13 protein-coding genes are annotated in these 15891 nt (G+C 69.3%); 6 read left to right on the top strand and 7 right to left on the bottom strand.

What is annotated here, in order from left to right:
* Positions 1 to 4: 4 nt before the first annotated feature.
* The gene (locus tag ACIA5H_RS10020) at positions 5 to 1138 is read right to left on the bottom strand and encodes a hypothetical protein (RefSeq protein ID WP_397075253.1); all 1134 of its coding nucleotides are present in this window, start codon (positions 1136 to 1138) and stop codon (positions 5 to 7) included.
* Between the two features lie 69 nt (positions 1139 to 1207).
* On the bottom strand, positions 1208 to 1990 hold the full coding sequence (locus ACIA5H_RS10015) for an SDR family oxidoreductase (RefSeq protein WP_355071333.1): 783 nt from the start codon (positions 1988 to 1990) through the stop codon (positions 1208 to 1210).
* Positions 1991 to 2141: 151 nt separating this feature from the next.
* Here ACIA5H_RS10015 and ACIA5H_RS10010 point away from each other — a divergent pair, with 151 nt between their 5' ends.
* The 4 genes from ACIA5H_RS10010 to ACIA5H_RS09995 are packed head-to-tail and all read left to right on the top strand — an operon-like array spanning position 2142 to position 8099.
* Positions 2142 to 3488: a lipase family protein gene (locus ACIA5H_RS10010; protein ID WP_355071331.1), complete on the top strand. Its 1347-nt coding sequence runs from the start codon at positions 2142 to 2144 to the stop codon at positions 3486 to 3488.
* Between the two features lie 59 nt (positions 3489 to 3547).
* Positions 3548 to 4360 (top strand): tRNA (guanosine(46)-N7)-methyltransferase TrmB, encoded by an 813-nt coding sequence (gene trmB, locus ACIA5H_RS10005; protein WP_379249339.1) that lies wholly within the window; start codon positions 3548 to 3550, stop codon positions 4358 to 4360.
* Positions 4357 to 5085 carry an NYN domain-containing protein gene (locus ACIA5H_RS10000; RefSeq protein ID WP_195044044.1) on the top strand — a complete coding sequence of 243 codons (729 nt, stop codon included), beginning with the start codon at positions 4357 to 4359 and terminating at the stop codon, positions 5083 to 5085. The genes trmB and ACIA5H_RS10000 overlap by 4 nt, the downstream gene beginning before the upstream one ends.
* Positions 5085 to 8099 carry an MMPL family transporter gene (locus ACIA5H_RS09995; RefSeq protein WP_397075250.1) on the top strand — a complete coding sequence of 1005 codons (3015 nt, stop codon included), beginning with the start codon at positions 5085 to 5087 and terminating at the stop codon, positions 8097 to 8099. Before ACIA5H_RS10000 ends, ACIA5H_RS09995 begins: the two co-directional genes overlap by 1 nt.
* 330 nt (positions 8100 to 8429) lie before the next feature.
* Here the strand turns inward: ACIA5H_RS09995 and ACIA5H_RS09990 are convergent, their stop codons facing one another.
* Together ACIA5H_RS09990 and ACIA5H_RS09985 are read right to left on the bottom strand one after the other, a co-directional pair.
* Complete coding sequence (locus tag ACIA5H_RS09990; RefSeq protein ID WP_397075247.1) at positions 8430 to 10049, bottom strand: DUF2339 domain-containing protein; 1620 nt, start codon at positions 10047 to 10049, stop codon at positions 8430 to 8432.
* A gap of 833 nt (positions 10050 to 10882) precedes the next feature.
* Positions 10883 to 11350 carry a hypothetical protein gene (locus ACIA5H_RS09985; protein WP_355071326.1) on the bottom strand — a complete coding sequence of 156 codons (468 nt, stop codon included), beginning with the start codon at positions 11348 to 11350 and terminating at the stop codon, positions 10883 to 10885.
* A gap of 357 nt (positions 11351 to 11707) precedes the next feature.
* Between ACIA5H_RS09985 and ACIA5H_RS09980 the strand changes: the two genes are divergently transcribed.
* Complete coding sequence (locus tag ACIA5H_RS09980) at positions 11708 to 12898, top strand: helix-turn-helix transcriptional regulator (protein ID WP_355071325.1); 1191 nt, start codon at positions 11708 to 11710, stop codon at positions 12896 to 12898.
* Here ACIA5H_RS09980 and ACIA5H_RS09975 read toward each other — a convergent pair.
* Positions 12895 to 13263 carry a MerR family transcriptional regulator gene (locus ACIA5H_RS09975; RefSeq protein WP_355072089.1) on the bottom strand — a complete coding sequence of 123 codons (369 nt, stop codon included), beginning with the start codon at positions 13261 to 13263 and terminating at the stop codon, positions 12895 to 12897. The genes ACIA5H_RS09980 and ACIA5H_RS09975 overlap by 4 nt on opposite strands.
* A gap of 65 nt (positions 13264 to 13328) precedes the next feature.
* Here ACIA5H_RS09975 and ACIA5H_RS09970 point away from each other — a divergent pair, with 65 nt between their 5' ends.
* Positions 13329 to 14441 carry an alkene reductase gene (locus ACIA5H_RS09970; RefSeq protein WP_397075243.1) on the top strand — a complete coding sequence of 371 codons (1113 nt, stop codon included), beginning with the start codon at positions 13329 to 13331 and terminating at the stop codon, positions 14439 to 14441.
* An 8-nt stretch (positions 14442 to 14449) separates the two neighbouring features.
* Here ACIA5H_RS09970 and ACIA5H_RS09965 read toward each other — a convergent pair whose 3' ends face one another.
* Together ACIA5H_RS09965 and ACIA5H_RS09960 are read right to left on the bottom strand one after the other, a co-directional pair.
* Positions 14450 to 15085 carry a DUF1707 domain-containing protein gene (locus tag ACIA5H_RS09965; protein WP_356963483.1) on the bottom strand — a complete coding sequence of 212 codons (636 nt, stop codon included), beginning with the start codon at positions 15083 to 15085 and terminating at the stop codon, positions 14450 to 14452.
* Positions 15086 to 15204: 119 nt separating this feature from the next.
* Positions 15205 to 15870 carry a response regulator gene (locus ACIA5H_RS09960; RefSeq protein WP_379249348.1) on the bottom strand — a complete coding sequence of 222 codons (666 nt, stop codon included), beginning with the start codon at positions 15868 to 15870 and terminating at the stop codon, positions 15205 to 15207.
* Positions 15871 to 15891: the final 21 nt, after the last annotated feature.

The raw sequence follows: 15891 nt of genomic DNA, 5'->3' as shown, positions 1-15891 counted from the left end.
CGGCTCAGAGACCGGCACTGCTCATCCGTTCCCATAGTCGGACGTACCCGTTGTGCACCCGCAACGCGGCGCGGCGGGCGGTCGGGGGCATATCGCTTGTGACGACCGCGTGCCAGCGCGTGGCGCGGGCAAGCGCATCGTCGGCGTCGGAAGGAGCGGGCGCGGAATACCCCGCGGCGAGGTGGGCCACTTCGGGCCCCGCCAAGCCCGCGCAGAGCCCGAGCCAGACGGCGTCGTCGCCGTACAGATAGGCCTCCAGGAGGTCGCGCGCCCGGCCGCCCTCCTCCGGGACCGCGCGGGCGGCGAGCCGGGCCAGCTCGTCGAGCAGCTCGCCGCCGCGCAGCGCGGACACTTGTTCGTAGCGGCGGTGCAGCAACTGGTGGAGCGCGTCGATGCCGCTGGCCGCGTGCAAGATCTGCAGCAGCGCCTGCGGAGCGAGATCCGGATCGTGCCGTAGGGCCGTGCACGCGCAGGCCACGCCGTACAGATCCCAGCGGCGCAGCAGTTCCTCGCGCTCGGCGGCATCCGGCCCCGGTGCGACGAACAGGTCCGGCGCGAGGAGCAACGCGGTGTCGGCTTCGGTGGCGAGTTTGCGCAGCAGCTCCAGCTCCGCGCCGGTCAGCGCGCCCGCCCTGGTGCGCATCGCGAGCGAGGCGACCACCGGAACGACCGGAATCCGCAGCTGACTGCCGTACTGCTGGGCCGAGGCCACGGCATCGCCCCAGCGAGAGCCGATCGCGTCGGCTTTGTTCAGCACCGCGATCGTGCGCTGCGGCGGCAGCGTGGCCAGCACCCTCCGATCGGCGGGCGTCGGCGCGGCCGACAGCACGTAGACGACGATGTCGGCGTCGAGGTCGGGGTCGGGCGCATCCGGCCGGTCCACCGGATCGGTCTCCACCGCAGACATGAGCGCCAGCGCGTGCAGCACCGTCGTCCGCCCCGCGTGCGCGCGCCCGGTCACCTGGATGCGCGGCGGCTTGCGCCACGCGCTGACGGCCGCCGCCGCGGCGTACCCGATCTGCGGATCCCGCCCGGTGCCGAAGCGCAGCTCGGCGAGCAGCCTGTCGAGCTGATCGTGCGCGGACGTCGGCACGCCACGCTCCCGCAGCGGCCCATCGGAATCAGTGGCTGTCGGCATGCTGCACACACCCCCTTTTACGGTGCGCAATTGTGTCAGAAGTCGGCTCGCCGGGCAGGTTCGACGGGCTCAGCTGCCACTGAAGTATTTGTTGGCGGTGCGCACCATCCAGTTCGGCGCGTATTTCCCCACCGTCGCGAGCACCTTCGCCTGCGCGCCGATCTCATAGTGCACTTTCGGCAACCGGGCGCGCTTGCGGGTGGCCTCCCAGATCCCGGCCGCGACGTCGTCGGCGGTCAGTCGTACGCCCAGCGATTTCGTCGTCCCGGTCGTCACGCCGTCCACCATGGCCGTGGCCACGAACAGCGGCCAGATCGCGAGCACGCGGATGTCGTGGCGCTCCCATTCCAGGTCGAGCGCCTCGGTGAAGCTCTTGACGGCGGACTTGGTCGCACCATAGCTCGCGAGTTCGGCCTGGCCGTAGATCGCCGAAGCCGAGCACAGGTTGACCACCTGCGCGCCCGGCGTGTCGCGCAGGTAGCGGAACGCGCTGTGTGTCCCGGTGAGCACGCCCACCACGTTGACCTCCACGATCGCCCGATGGGCGGCGATGTCGATCTCCTCGAACGGCCCCGCGCGCAGGATCCCGGCGTTGTTGACCAGGATGTCCAGTCGTCCCGTCGCGGCGTGGAACTCCGCGAGCCGCTCCGCCCACTGCGTGGCGTTCGTCACATCGAGCACTCCTGTGTTAACTACGCCACCCTTGGCTGTGATATCACCGGAAAGCCTGGTCAGCCCGACTTCATCGATGTCGTAAGCCCCGACTTGGTATCCCTGCGCAGCGAAAAGCAAGGCCGTGGCCCGCCCGATACCCGCCGCCGCGCCGGTGATGAATACTGTCGGTCTGCTCATGCCGGGGAGTCTAGTGCCGGGAATGCCGTGTATCGCGGGGTTCCCAGACGCCCGGTCGGTCACTTACCCTGCAGAAGTGGTCGGCACCATAACCGGTGCGCAGCTTGAACTTTCGCATGCGGCAACCGACCTCGAAGATGAGGAGGTTGCGATGACCGCGAATGTCATCGGCGCTGTCGACCGGGAGCCCGCCTGTCCCGCGGACCGCAAGCCCTTGCTGCCCAGCACGGACCCGTTCCATCGACCGCCGAAAGGGTTCGCGGCCAAGGCGCCGGGCACCATTCTGCGCAGCAGGAAGATCGAAGTCGCGCTGTTCGGAATTGTCCCGCAACAGGTCTCGGCCTGGCAGTTACTCTACCGCAGCTGTGATCTGCACGGGGCGCCGGAAGCGGCGATCACCACCGTACTGCTTCCGATCGGCGCGGAACCGGACGAGGATCGCCCGCTGCTGGCCTTCCAGACCGCGATGGACGCGGTGACCGAGAAATGCTCGCCGTCCTACGCGCTGCGTCACGGCTCGCGGGCGCTCGGTTCGATCACCCAGTTCGAATGGCTCCTGGTCGCGAACGCGCTGCGGCGCGGCTGGGCCGTGAGCATCGCCGACCACGAGGGACCGCACGGGAACTTCGGCGCGCCGCGCGAGCCCGGCTACCGCGCGCTCGACGGCATCCGCGCCGCCCTGCGCTTCGACCCCCTCGGGCTCGGCCCGGAAACCCGCGTCGCCGTGTGGGGCTACTCCGGCGGCGGCATGGCCAGCTCGTGGACGGTCGAGATGGCGCCGACCTACGCCCCCGAACTCGACATCGTCGGCGCGGTGCTCGGCGCCCCGGTCGGCGACCCGCGCCAGGTCTTCGACCGGCTCAACGGCACGCCCTTCGCGGGTCTGCCCGCCATCGTCATCGCCGCCCTGCGCAGGCTGTATCCCGCGCTGAGCTCGCTGATCGACAACGAGCTCAGCCCGGACGGCCACCGGTTCGTCGTCCGCGCCGAGAACGCGACGCCGGTCGGCGCGATCCTCGGGCTGGCGGGCAAGAAGGTGGACGACTTCCTCGACCGCCCGCTCGCCGAGGTGCTCGACACCCCGGAGCTGCGGGCGATGTTCGACGATCTGCGGCTCGGCAATACGACGCCGGCCTGCCCGCTGCTGGTGGTGCAACCCATCCACGACCAGGTCATCCACATCGAGGGCATCGACGGCCAGGTGGCCCGCTACCGTCGCGGCGGCGCCGCGGTGACCTACGTTCGCGACCGGCTCAGCGAGCACTTCTCGCTGCTGCCGCTGTCCACGCCGATCAGCCTGGACTGGCTGGCAGACCGGTTCGCCGGGCAACCGGTGAGCGACGCGGGCGACAGCACTGTCTGGTCGGTCGCGGCCTCACCATCGGGCGTGCGCGGACTGCTGGAGATGGCGGTGACCGCGGCCAAGGTCGCGCTCGGAAGACCGCTGCGTCAACAACGGCCGACCGAGCCGAGGATCGCGCCCGCGCGCGCCGCCTGACCTCCTGCTCAGCGGCCCGTGCACAACCGCTTGCCGCACTGATCGCCGGATGCTGGACAATGGACGCCGTGAACGACGCCGCGAACCATACTGCCGAGTCAGTTCCGGGCCCGCCGTCCACAGCTTCGGCTCCGGCCGAGGGCGGGCCCAGGCACAAGACCGGCTCCCGCCTGTACCCACGAGTCACCAGCTTCCGGTCGCGCAGGGGCGCGCTGACCGCCACCCAGCAGCAATCCTGGGACCGGATGTGGCCCTCGATCGGCCGCGAGGTCGCCGACGAGCCGCTGGACGCCGCCGCCTGGTTCGGTCGCGACGCTCCGCTGGTCATCGAGATCGGCTGTGGCACGGGCACCGCGACGGCCGTCATGGCGCAGGCCGAACCGCACCTGAACCTGATCGGCATCGAGGTGTATCAGCCCGGCCTGGCGCAGTTGGTGCAGCGCGTCGAGCGCGAAGGGATCGAGAACATCCGCCTGCTGCGCGGCGACGCGGTCGACGTACTGGAAAACATGATTGCCGAGGAGTCGCTGACCGGCGTCCGGGTGTTCTTCCCCGACCCGTGGCCGAAGGCGCGCCATCACAAGCGGCGGCTGCTGCAACCCGCGACGGTCGCGCTGATCGCCAACCGCCTGAAGCCGGGCGGTGTGCTGCACGTCGCCACCGACCACGCGGGCTACGCAGAGCACATCCACGCGGTCGGCATGACGGAGCCCCTGCTCTCGGGTCTCAACGAGGCGACGGGCGGTGTCAGCGCGGAGCATCGCGCCACCGCGCCGATCGGTTTCGAGCGGCCCGTCACGAAATTCGAGGGCAAGGCACATCGCGCCGGTAGCGCCATCACGGAGCTCATATGGGGGAAGATCGACCGATGAGCGTCAGTGAAATGGCCCACGAAGTGGTCGATGTTGCCGGGGAGGTGCACGGCGGCGGAGCGGAAGGTCTGGGCAGCTCGGGGCCGGACGTGCGCCGCGTCCTGTTGGTGTGGGACGCCCCGAACCTCGACATGGGCCTCGGCGCCATTCTTGGCGGTCGTCCGACCGCCGCCTACCGCCCGCGGTTCGACGCGCTCGGCCGCTGGCTGCTGGCCCGGACCGCGGAACTGTCGGTGGGCGCGGTGCATCGGGTGGAACCCGAGGCCACCGTTTTCACCAACATCGCGCCCGGCACCGCCGACGTCGTGCGGCCCTGGGTGGAGGCGCTGCGCAACGTCGGCTACGCGGTCTTCGCCAAACCGAAGATCGACGAGGACTCCGACGTCGACGCCGACATGCTGGCGCACATCGCCTTACGCAGCCGCGGCGCGGGCTTGGCGGGCATCATGGTCGCCTCCGCCGACGGCCAGGCGTTCCGCGAACCGCTGGAGGCGCTCGCCGCCAAAGGAGTGCCGGTTCAGGTGCTCGGCTTCCGCGAGCACGCGAGTTGGGCCGTCACATCCGATACTCTCGAATTCATCGACCTCGAGGACATTCCGGGCGTGTTCCGTGAACCGCTGCCCCGGGTGAGCCTCGACTCGCTGCCCGACGAGGGTGCCTGGCTGCAGCCGTTCCGGCCGCTGTCGGCACTGCTCACCTCTCGCCCCGCCCAAGGAGTCGCTTAGTGTTCACACGCTGGGGCGATCTGGTATACCGGCTGCGATTCGCCGTCATCGGCGTGGTCGTGGCCGGTCTTCTGGCTCTCGGTGGCTACGGCCTCGGGTTGGAGGACCACCTCAGCTCCAGCGGGTGGGATGATCCGACCTCGGAGTCGGCGCGCGCGGCGCGAATCAAAGACGGTGCCTTCGAACGGGATCACAAATCCGACGTCATCGTGTTGTACACGGCGCCGGACGGCAAGACCATCGACGATCCGGAATTCAGCGGCAAGATCCTCGAGAATCTGGGAAGTCTCCCCCGGGAGCATCCCGACGAGATCACCCAGATCAACGGTGTCTACTGGCGGAACAGCGCGAACATTCCGGTCCAGGCCTCCGTTTTCGGCTCCAAGGACAAGAAGTACGCCTTCGCCTCCATCGCCATCAAGGGCGACAACGACACCGAGATGGTGCGCAACTACCGGAAGGTGAAGAACGTTTTCTTCATCCCCGGGGTGGATGTGCAGGTGACGGGTCTGCAGGCCGTGGCGGGCACGCTGAACGACACCATGGCCGACGACCAGAAGCGCATGGAAATCCTCGCCATCCCGGCGGTGGCCGTGCTGCTGTTCTTCGTCTTCGGCGGCATCGTCGCCGCCGGATTGCCGCTGATCGTCGGCGGTCTCACCGTGATCGGCGCATGGGGCATCGTGCGGTTCATCACCGAGTTCACCGAGGTGAATTCGTTCGTCTCGCCGGTCGTCTCGATGATCGGCTTGGGCCTGGCCATCGACTACGGCTTGTTCATAGTGAGTCGTTTCCGCGAGGAACTCGCCGAGGGATACGACACCAGGACCGCCGTCCGCCGAACGGTGATGACCTCGGGCCGCACCGTGGTGTTCTCCGCCACGATGATCGTCGCCAGCCTCGGCGGCATGCTGCTGTTTCCGCAGGGCTTCCTGAAATCGGTGGCCTACGGCGCCATCGCGACGGTCACACTCGCGGCGCTGACCTCGATCACCGTGTTGCCCGCCATGCTGTCGGTGCTGGGCAAGCGGGTCGACCTGCTCGGCCTCAAGCGGTTCCGCCAGACCAAGACCGCCGATGAGGTGGAGAACGGTATCTGGGGGCGCTCCACCCGCTGGGTGATGAAGCACCCGCTCAAGATCGCGATCCCGCTCTGCATCCTCTTGCTGCTGCTGATCATCCCGGTCAAGAATCTGAGCTTCGGCGGTATCAACGAGCGGTATCTGCCGCCGGACAATCCGACCCGCTTGGCGCAGAAAGAGTTCGACACGATCTTTCCGCTGCGCAAATCGGATCCGATCGAACTGGTTTTCGTAGTCGACGATCCCAGCCTCGCTCCCCAGGTAGCCAAGGTGGTGAAGGAGGCGAGCAAAGCGCCCGGGCTGGCCGGCGAATTCGCTTATCCGCCCAGCACGGCTCCCAACGACAAGACCATCTACAACACGTCCGTCACGCTGACCAATTCGCAGGACGCCGACCCGACCATCGATTACCTCCGCTCGCTGCAGTTGCCCGACGGCGTCACCATGCTCGTGGGCGGTCAGCCGACGATCCAGAAGGACAGCATCAACGCGCTGCTGGGCCGGATGCCTTTGATGATCGCGCTCGTCTTGTTCGTGACGACGCTGCTGATGTTCCTGACCTTCGGCTCGCTGGTGTTGCCGATCAAGGCCGCGCTGATGAGCGCCCTCGGTCTCGGATCCACGCTCGGCATCCTCACCTGGATCTTCATCGACGGCCACGGCGCGGGACTGTTGAATTTCACTCCGCAGCCGATCATGTCGCCCGTGCTGGTGCTCATCATCGCGATCATCTACGGCCTGTCGACCGACTACGAAGTCTTCCTCATGTCGCGCATGGTCGAGGCGCGCGCCCAAGGCGCGAGCACCACCGAGGCGGTGCGGATCGGTACCGCGCAGACCGGCCGGATCATCACCGCGGCCGCGCTGATCCTGCTCGTCGTCACCGGTGCGTTCGCCTTCTCCGACCTGGTGATGATGCAGTACATCGCCTACGGCATGATCGCCGCGCTGTTCATCGACGCGACCGTGCTGCGCATGCTGCTCGTCCCGGCCACCATGAAGCTCCTTGGCGACGACTGCTGGTGGGCGCCTGCCTGGATGAAGAAGGTGCAGGAGAAGGTCGGGCTCGGTGAGCCGATCCTCGATGACGAGCGCGTCGGCGGTAGCGATGTCGTCGACCTGGTGAAGACCACGCCGATCACCGATCCGGTGACCATGCAGATCCCCGCCGTCACCGCCGCCAACAAGGTGCCGCGCAGGCGCAAGCCGCGCACGGTCGCCGAGATCGAGGCCGAGGCGCCGACCAGGCGGCTGGACCGGGTACCGCCGTCGCCCGCACCGCACCCGACCCCCGCGCCGCCGCCGCTCGATCCGGCCAGGCCACGCACGGAACCACCACGGAATCCCACACCCCCGCAGGGGGAACCGATTCGCCCGCGGCGGATTTCGCAGGTTCCGAACGATCCTCGCTCGCCCGGCCAGGCGGAGCAACGGCCGCCGGCACCGCCCGTGCACCCGCCGCGACCGGCGCCGCCCACCGGCCTGCCGCAGGACCCGAACGCATCGCACGCCGGTGTGCCGTCGGTGACCCTGCCGGAGCACAGCCCGCGACCCGCGGTCTCACCGATCACGCCACCCGCCCCGCGCCCGACCCACACACCGGAACCACGCCCGCTGTCGGGCATCTCGCAGGAACACGCCGTCGATCTCGCACAACAGCGCCCCGACGCGCCCGGTCCGGCGCGCCACCTGCCGCCCGATGCTCCGGCCGCTTCCGACAGCCCCGCGCACCGCGCACCCGAACCCGAGCTCCCCGCGGAGCCGTACAACGGACCGGACACCACCAACCGCAGCAGCATCGAGAGCTGGATGGCCGAACTGCGCTCCTCCCGCCGCCACATCGGCCGGGCCCCCGAGGAGGGCAGGCACCACGGCGGCGACGGCCGCACGGTGAGCGTGAACGAACTCCTGCGCCGCCGCGACCGCGAGTGAGCCGACGCCACCGCTGACGCGAAGCCGCCGCGCCGTAGTCGTTGAAATCCACCATGGCCCAGCGGTTCCCGCTCAGCGCGTTGCGTAGCGCCACCGGCCAGGCCTGCCGACCGAACTGTCCTGCGAGCAGAGCACGAAGGCGGTCGAGCACGCGTTCGCCTGTTCGTAGCCGCGCGGCACCCGGCCCGTTCGCAGACCACTGTTCGGGGGCGAACGCGGTGCCGATCTCGCTCACGCGGTGCAAGCGATCGCGCAGCGACCTCTCGCTTTGAGTGCGTTCCCGGTGAGCGTGGCGACGATCTGGGCCACCGCGACCGGGTCACGGGTAAGTCAGCTCGCTCGACCGGAGTCGTCGGGCTCCTCCGTTCGCTTCGCGACAGTCGTTGCGGTGCCATCAGGTGCGCTCCCCGTTCCCGCGTCGGCGAAGGCGCGGGCATAGCGGGCGCCTGCCAAGAGCAGCAGAATGCCGACTACGAGGAAGGCGGCGACGCGGACCAAGCCGTCCAAGGTGGCCAGGTCGAAGAGGAACAGTTTGGCCAGTGCGGCTGCCGTGACCAGTAAACCGGAACCCAAGGCGAGTTTGGCGACCGCGGGTGCGTCGGCGAGTGCGCGAAGTCCGAACAGGAGGGCGCTGGTCGCGGCTGCCATCCACAGGATGGTCGCGGCGCTGTGGCCGAGGAGGAACCCGTTCGGCGTTCCGGTCGCGACGCCGAGGGAGACCGTCGTCGTGGTCACCGCGTAGAGTCCGGCGACGCTCGCGGCGATCCACGGCCACGCGCTGCCCGCGGCAGGTCCGGGCAATCGCCGCGCGCACCACATCGCCACCGCGATCACCGCGAGGGCCAGCGTCGCGCCGAGCACGGTCGCCATGCCGAGGTTCGCCTCCGAGCGATGTTGCGAGGCAAGCACTCCCGGGCTCGCGACATTCAGCAGCGCCAAGCCGCCGAGCACCGCGAACGCCGCGCCGAGGCCCGCCGCCGGGCGGGACGTCCGCTGGCCCGCGACGCCGAGGAAGACCAACGCCACCAGCAGCAGAGCCGTGGGCAAGGTCCGCGTCTCGGTAGCGCCGACGCATGCCTCGAGCGCAGCGATCGAGCCCGCGACGGCGGCCACGAGGGCCGTGTGCCCCGGGATCCGTACCAACTCGTTCACTTTCGGCGCCATGCTCACCGCGGCGACGAGCAGGAGCACCGCGGCGGCGATCGACGCTACCGACACCGCGATGTGCCGTTCGGAATACATCCCCGGGGCGAGCAGCATCGGCACGAGCGCTGCCGCCATCGTCAGCGAGGCGGTGAGATCGGCGGGCCGGTGCCGGACGACGACGATCGTCCCGGTGATTCCGACCAACGCGACCGCCACCGCGGCCACGAACACCCAACTGCGCTCTCCAGCGGGAGTTCCGAGAACCGCACCCGCGACGAACCCGAACGTCGCCAGCGCCGCGGGCAATGTGCGCGCCACGTGCAGGTATGGCCAGTTCCGCGTCAATTGCACCGGCACACAAACCAATTGCAACACGATCAGGAACGCGAGCAGTACCACCCGCGTGGTCACCACCGGAGACAGCGCCGCCGCGGCGAGCACCACCAGGACCGCGAGTGGCTGCGAGCGCCACCGCATCGCCAAACCGACGCCCGCGGTGGCGACACCGAAAGCGACGGCGAGCCCGAGTGCCGGATGCAGCCAGTGGTAGATGGCGGTCACCGCGACGACATCGAGATAGGCGCCCGCGATGCCGGTGGCCGCCAGTGCGATACCGCCGACCCGCCCTCCGGTCCGCTGGAAGACTCGTACTCCCGCAGCCAACAGCACAGCCGAGAAAATCGCTCCCGCAATCACTCTCGGGACCGGCCCGAAGAATCCCGCCTGGGCAGCCAGAACCAGGAGCATCGCGACGCCGATCAACGTCACCGCCACACCCGCCAGCGCCAAGAGCCGGCTGATCACCCCGTCACGTTGCCACCACGGCGTATGCGGCACCGGTGGCCCCGCGCGCGGTGGGACAGGCGGGCGAGGCGGCACCGCCCCCGGCATCGGTCCCCGCGCGTTGGGCGGCCACGGAGCGCCACCCCACGCACCGCCGGGCGGTGGGGCGAAACGCGGAACGTATGCGGGCTGCGGAGGGTGAACCGGCACACCGGCCGCCGACGATTGTCCCGGCCAGGGCGGCGTAATCGGTGGTATCGCACCGGACGCCGCGTACCCCGATCCCGCGAACCCGCCGCCGGCAAACGTGTCGGCCGCACGCGACGACGACCCAGCGAACCCACCGCTGGCGTGGGCATCCATCGCACGCGACGACCCAGCGAACCCACCGCTGACAGACCCTCCGATTCCACTCGATGACCCCGCAACCGGGCGTGCGGGCGCACCGGATTCCGAGGCATCGCCGAACGCCTGTCCGCCGGTCTCGCCGTATACCGACGGTTGCGCGATCGAATCGCGCGCCTCGCCGGACGCTGCCCCGCGCGGTACCTCGTTCCCGGGCGCACCCGGCGTGTCGGATGAGGCCGGACGCACCGGGACACCCGCATCCGCGACGACCTGCTCATGTAGCACACGCAGATCCCGGCCGAGCACGCCCAACTGCGTCCCCAGCGTCGTGAACTCGCCGGAGAGACGCGCGAGCAACGCCGGATCGATGGAGGTAGTCATGACTTCATGCTGGTCACCGCGACGCGCGCGAGCATGAGTAGTTACCCCTGGTAGACAGGCGGGTTCTACCCGCCCGACCGGCCCTCACCCGGGGCAGTCGGATGAGGACCGGTCGCGCCAAGTGGTCAGTAGGTGCGCAACCCGACGACCTCGTGCACGGCCTCGATCACCGCGGTGCGCGGCGGCATGCGCAGGACGCCCGGCGCCGGTTCGCCCGCCCAGTGCCAGCCCAGTGCCGAGTCGGAGCTGGGGAGCAGGATGATGCGACCGCCGGGGACCACGGTGACCCCGTGACCGGCGAGACAGCGCCGGACCGCGACCTCGACCGGCCGAGCGGGGCTCGGGGGCGTGACGAGAAAGGTCCACGTGCGCTCGCCCGGATCGGCGATGACGGGTGCGGTGTGGTTGCGGTCCAATTGGACGAGCACCTTGCGACCCAGTTCCGGCGGCATGACGATCGCGCCCATGATGGAGCCGGTGGTTATCGTCGGGCGTCCGGCCAGCAACTGAACCGGAAGCCCGTAGGTATGCCGCAGCAGATGCGCGACTTCCTGGGGGTCGTGACAGCCCTCGAACATCGCTTTACTCCGCATCGCAGTAGCCGAATTCGGTCGAAACGAGAGGCTTTCGGGGTAGCAACCCGCGCTGGTCGCGCATCCGTGTTCCGGCGTTCGCGGGCAGAGCGCTGACCTGGCGTAGCGGTCGAATCGCGCGGTGGCGCGCCGGTCGCGTGGTCTGTGCACCAGGCCGCCACGCGCGATCGGCGCGCCCGGCCTGCAAGGTGTTCTTCGGCATGGTTTTCATTGCCGCCGCCCTTTGCATTCAAAGTTGCAGAAAGGCAACGGTATTCCAACCAGCAGCGAACGAGTCGTACGCAATGTCCCACTTCGGTAGTCCCAGATAACATAGCGTCGTACTCTGAAACCCAGATTTAACAAAAGGACTTGGGTATGGACGAATCGTCGATCGGAGTTCGGATCCGCCAATTCCGCGGGAAGGCGCTCACGCAGCGCCAGCTCGCCGATCAGGCGGGGGTCAGCGTGGATCTGGTGCGCAAACTCGAGCAGGGTGGCCGCCAAACCGCCTCCATCGCCAGCTTGCAGAAGATCGCGCGCGCCTTGGACGTGGATATCGCCGATCTGATCGGCAAGCGCCAAGGCGTGCCGTCCACCAATCCGGACGCGGGCATCGTGGCCATCCGCCGCGCGCTGACGCCGGTAGACGACCTGCTCGGCGAGACAAGGGAAGAGGAGGCGGTCAGCCTCGACGACGGCCGGCGCTCGGTCGAATACGCTTGGGGCGCCTACTGGTCGGGCCGCTACGAGCTGCTGACCTCGATCCTTCCGCCGGGATTGACCCAGCTGCGCGCCACCGTGCACGCCGCGCGCAACGGTTCGGTCGCACCCGCCAACGAGTTGCTGGCCCGGATGTACTGGGTAACCGGATGCACGCTGGTGCATCTCGGCCAGACCGATCCGGCGTTCCTGGCCATCCGGCAGGCGCTCGCCGCCGCCGAGCTGGGCAACGATCCCCTACTGTTGGCCACCATCCGCGGTTCGGTGGCCTGGCAGTTGCTGGTGCAGGGCCGCTACGACGAGTCACGCGGCGTGGCGCTGAACGCGGCCGCGACCCTGGAGCCCTCCGGCGACGTCACGCCAACGCATCTGTCCGCCTACGGCTCGCTGGTGTTGCAGGGCGCGACCGCGGCGGGCCGGGCCCAGGACGTGCACGACGCCTTGTCCCTGGTGGAGGCTGCGAGCGAGGTGGCCCTGCGGATCGGCACGGACCGGCAGGACTACGAGACCTATTTCGGCCCTTCCCAAGTCGTCATGCAGACGGTCGATGTCAACATCTCCTCCGAGCGCTACCCGGAGGCGCTGGCCGCGGCCAAGGACATGCCGGTCAACGGCAGTCTCCCGCAGGCATCCCGGGCGCGGCACCTCGCCGACACGGCGGTCGCGCTGACCCGCACCGGCCGGCACCAGCGCGCGCTGGACGCCTTGCTCACCGCGGAACGGGTGGGCGGCGCGGACTGGCTGAAATACCAGTCGCTGCCGCGCCACATCGTGTCCGAACTGCTCGACCACGACCGCAAGGTGCCGCTGCGCGCGTTCGCCCGCCGGATCGGGGTCAACACCTAGCCCGCCGGTCGTTCCCCGGCTCGTTCGATCACCTCGTCCAGCACCTCGCGCGAGCGCAGGAGATCATTGATGGTGCGGGTGATCCGTTCGCGCTCGGTGTGCAGCTCGTCGACCAGCGCGGGCGTGGCGTACTCGTTGGGACCGCCGTCCGCGTCGCGCATGCAGGGCAGGATTCGCGCGATCTTCTTGCTGGTGAGTCCCGCCGCGAGCAACTCTTGGATGTGGATGACCCGGTCCACCGCGCGCTCCGGATAGTCGCGGTGACCGCCGCTCGTGCGGTCGGAGGCCAGCATGCCCTGCTCCTCGTAATAGCGCAGCGACCGTTCGCTCACGCCGGTGCGCTCGGCGAGTTCCCCGATTCGCATCCGTCACCTGGCCTTTCGCCTTCGGGCTTGAATCTCACATTGATGTCAAGTTTTACCGTACCAACATGACGAACGCAGCGGCTTCCGATCTCTTCCAGCCCACGACCCTCGGCTCCCTGGCGCTGCCGCACCGCCTGGTGATGGCGCCGATGACCCGTAACCGCGCCGCGGCCGACGGCACGCCGTCCCAGATCATGGCGACCTACTACGCACAGCGCGCGAGCGCCGGCCTGATCATCACCGAGGCGACCACGCCGAACCGGGTGGGTCAGACCTACGCCGACATCCCCGGCATCTACACCGACGCGCATGTGGCGGGATGGCGAGCGGTGACCGGCGCCGTCGCGGCGGCGGGCGGGCGAATGTTCCTGCAACTCCAGCACGGCGGCCGGGTCGGCCATCCGGACAACAGCGGGCTGCACCCGGTCGCGCCCTCGCCGGTTCCGTTGCCCGAGCCCATCCACACTCCCAGCGGCGCGCAGGATGCCGTCGTCCCGCTGGAGATGACCACCGCCGATATCGAGGCCACCATCGCCGATTTCGCGTCCGCGGCGGAAAACGCGATCGCGGCGGGATTCGCCGGAGTCGAGGTGCACAGCGCGAACGGTTACCTGCTGCACCAATTCCTGGCGCAGAACACCAACCAGCGCACCGACTCCTACGGCGGGTCGGTGGCCAACCGCATCCGATTCACCGTGGCGGTGGTCGAGGCGATCGCCGACGCGATCGGCGCCGAGCGCGTCGGCGTGCGGATCTCCCCCGGAGTGTCCGTCAACGGCATCGATGAGGGCGACACCGAGGACATCTACCCCGCACTCGTCTCGGCGCTGGCCGGCAAGGGCCTCGCCTACCTGCACTACGTCTTCGCCGACTCCGATCAGCCCCTGTTCCAACGGATTCGGGCGCTGTGGCCGGGGGCCCTCATCGCCAACCCGAATCTGGGCTGGGGCGTCCCCCTGCCCGAGGACGGCGGGCGGGAAGCCGCGCAGCGCCTGCTCGCAGGCGGTGCGGACGCGATCTCGCTGGGCCGTTCCTTCCTGGCCAACCCCGATCTGGTCGAGCGGCTGCGCACCGGCGCACCACTCAACCCGGTGCGCGACGCGCATCTGATGTACGTGGGCGGCGCGGAAGGCTACACCGACTACCCGACGCTCGACCTGACTCCCACGGCGGGCTGACCAGCCGCTCAGCGCCCCATCAACCGGCGCCACTGCGCCATGAACGGATGCTTCGCGGTGACCGAGCCGAATCGGATCTTGCCGTGCACCACCAGGTGCAGGGCGCCCAGCGGCGGCCCGGTGCGGACCTTGTTGTTCACGCTGGAACCGATCAGCTCCAGCCCGTTCAGGTCGACGGTGGCCTCCGCGGGCACGATCAGATTGATCGAACCGGCGAAGTCGTCGACCCGCAGCTCGACCACCTGGGTCGACATGATCGCCTCGGTGAAGTCCAAGGTGACCCCGGACAGCCAGTTGTTCAGATACAGGGTGGGCGGCACCTGCCACGGGCCGCGGCGGCTCACCCCGGACAACCGCGAACGGATCACGTTGCTCGCGCCGTTCGAGCCGGACGCCTGCCTGGTGAAGGCGGGCGAGGAGTTCACGAACGTCGACGGCGGCGCGGCGGGCTGCCCCACCAGGCGGACGCCGGGCAGATCGATGAGGACGGCGTTCAATTCGCCGCGGGTCTTGGCGGCCAGCGCGGTGTCCATCCGCTCGGTGAACTCACCGAGCGAGAGCATGCCGAGGCCGACCGCGCGCTGTAGCAGCTGACCGACGTGTTCCCGCTCGGCGTCCGACACGCGCAGTTCCCGGTCGCCCACCGCGCCGCCGGAGCCGACCGCATTCGATACCGATTCGGGCCCACCCATGCGATCGAGGTTACCCAGCGGACGGCCACGACCGCATCAGGGCGATCCCTGATTCGAGAGCACCCTCCGGACTACTCGAGCCCCTGTTCGATGGCGTAGCGAGTCAATTCGACCCGGTTCGCCAGCTGGAGTTTGCGTAACGTCGCCTGCACATGGTTCTCCACGGTGCGGTGACTCAGTCCCAGCCGCGTCGCGATCTGCTTGGCGGACAGCCCTTTCGCCACCATCCGCAGCACCTCGGTCTCGCGCTCGGTCAGCGCGGGCCGGTGCGGCTCGTCGGGTCGCGTCGGCGTGGTCGCCATCCGCCGGTACTCGCCGAGCACGAGTCCGGCCAGCCCCGGTGTGAACACCGCTTGACCGGCCGCGGTGGCGCGCACGGCGTCGATGAGCTCGGCCGCCGACGCGCTCTTGACCAGGTAACCCGAGGCGCCCGCCTTGATGGCGTCGAGCACGTCGTCACGCTCGGCTGATGCCGAGAGCACCAGCACCCGGCTCTGCGGCGACACCCGCAGCACCTCGGCCGTCGCCTGTGCCCCGTTGCCGTCGGCCAGCTGCATGTCCATCAGCACCACGTCCGGCCGCACCGCCCCGGCGCGCCTGCTCGCCGCGGCGACACCGTCGGCCGTGGCCGTGACCCGGAATCCGGCTTCGGAGAGATCGCGGGAGACACCGTCCCGCCACATCGGGTGGTCGTCCACCACCATCACCGAAATGGACCCGGCCGTCTGGTCCGCCATCAGCGCCTCCGCCTTCGCTCG

Origin of the sequence: Nocardia sp. NPDC051900, assembly GCF_044452545.1 — a bacterium.
Taxonomy (GTDB): Bacteria; Actinomycetota; Actinomycetes; order Mycobacteriales; family Mycobacteriaceae; genus Nocardia; species Nocardia sichangensis.
This window is presented reverse-complemented; position numbering and strand designations above follow the sequence as displayed.

Excerpts from the sequence above, each read along its gene's own strand:
- ACIA5H_RS10020 (WP_397075253.1), bottom strand. The coding sequence starts at position 1,138 with ATGCCGACAGCCACTGATTCCGATGGGCCGCTGCGGGAGCGTGGCGTG.
- ACIA5H_RS10015 (WP_355071333.1), bottom strand. The coding sequence starts at position 1,990 with ATGAGCAGACCGACAGTATTCATCACCGGCGCGGCGGCGGGTATCGGG.
- ACIA5H_RS10010 (WP_355071331.1), top strand. The coding sequence starts at position 2,142 with ATGACCGCGAATGTCATCGGCGCTGTCGACCGGGAGCCCGCCTGTCCC.
- trmB (WP_379249339.1), top strand. The coding sequence starts at position 3,548 with ATGGACGCCGTGAACGACGCCGCGAACCATACTGCCGAGTCAGTTCCG.
- ACIA5H_RS10000 (WP_195044044.1), top strand. The coding sequence starts at position 4,357 with ATGAGCGTCAGTGAAATGGCCCACGAAGTGGTCGATGTTGCCGGGGAG.
- ACIA5H_RS09985 (WP_355071326.1), bottom strand. The coding sequence starts at position 11,350 with ATGCGGAGTAAAGCGATGTTCGAGGGCTGTCACGACCCCCAGGAAGTC.
- ACIA5H_RS09980 (WP_355071325.1), top strand. The coding sequence starts at position 11,708 with ATGGACGAATCGTCGATCGGAGTTCGGATCCGCCAATTCCGCGGGAAG.
- ACIA5H_RS09975 (WP_355072089.1), bottom strand. The coding sequence starts at position 13,263 with ATGCGAATCGGGGAACTCGCCGAGCGCACCGGCGTGAGCGAACGGTCG.
- ACIA5H_RS09970 (WP_397075243.1), top strand. The coding sequence starts at position 13,329 with ATGACGAACGCAGCGGCTTCCGATCTCTTCCAGCCCACGACCCTCGGC.
- ACIA5H_RS09960 (WP_379249348.1), bottom strand. The coding sequence starts at position 15,870 with ATGGCGGACCAGACGGCCGGGTCCATTTCGGTGATGGTGGTGGACGAC.